The organism is Aquimarina algiphila, from assembly GCF_007489275.1.
Taxonomy (GTDB): domain Bacteria; phylum Bacteroidota; class Bacteroidia; order Flavobacteriales; family Flavobacteriaceae; genus Aquimarina; species Aquimarina algiphila.
Window position 1 is genome coordinate 1 of record NZ_VLNR01000209.1, and the last position, 414, is coordinate 414.

Consider the following 414-nt stretch of genomic DNA (forward strand, 5'->3'; position numbering starts at 1 on the left):
CAAATTACCGTGATCTGTTTGGTGATCCAGATACACTTATACAATCTTACAAATTAGCTATGAGCAGTCAGGAAAGTAATTTACTTACTGCGGAGTTAACAAGCTTTGTAAATGAGCGATACAGCCACCATTTAGAACACTATTCCAATTGTACTACTGTACAACGTACAGCACTGGCGAAAGCTTGCGCTGTTTTAGAGTTTACTATCGATTACAAAGAAAACCTTGACTTAAAAGGGAATAAAATATATAGGGATATATGCGCTATTGTTGAGCAAAAGGACATGTGTTATCTCCCGAAGAACTACAGAAAGTTTAAAGAAAAGATTGACGCTTTAACCGAAGGTGCTGACATAAGCGAAGTTATCAAATTACCAAGATCAGGTAATAACAATGCATTAATCTTTGATGACC

The 414-nt window shown here is 36.2% G+C and carries 1 pseudogene; it reads left to right on the plus strand.

What is annotated here, in order from left to right:
* A pseudogene (locus FOF46_RS32145) lies at positions 1 to 414 on the plus strand (hypothetical protein); the annotation flags it as partial.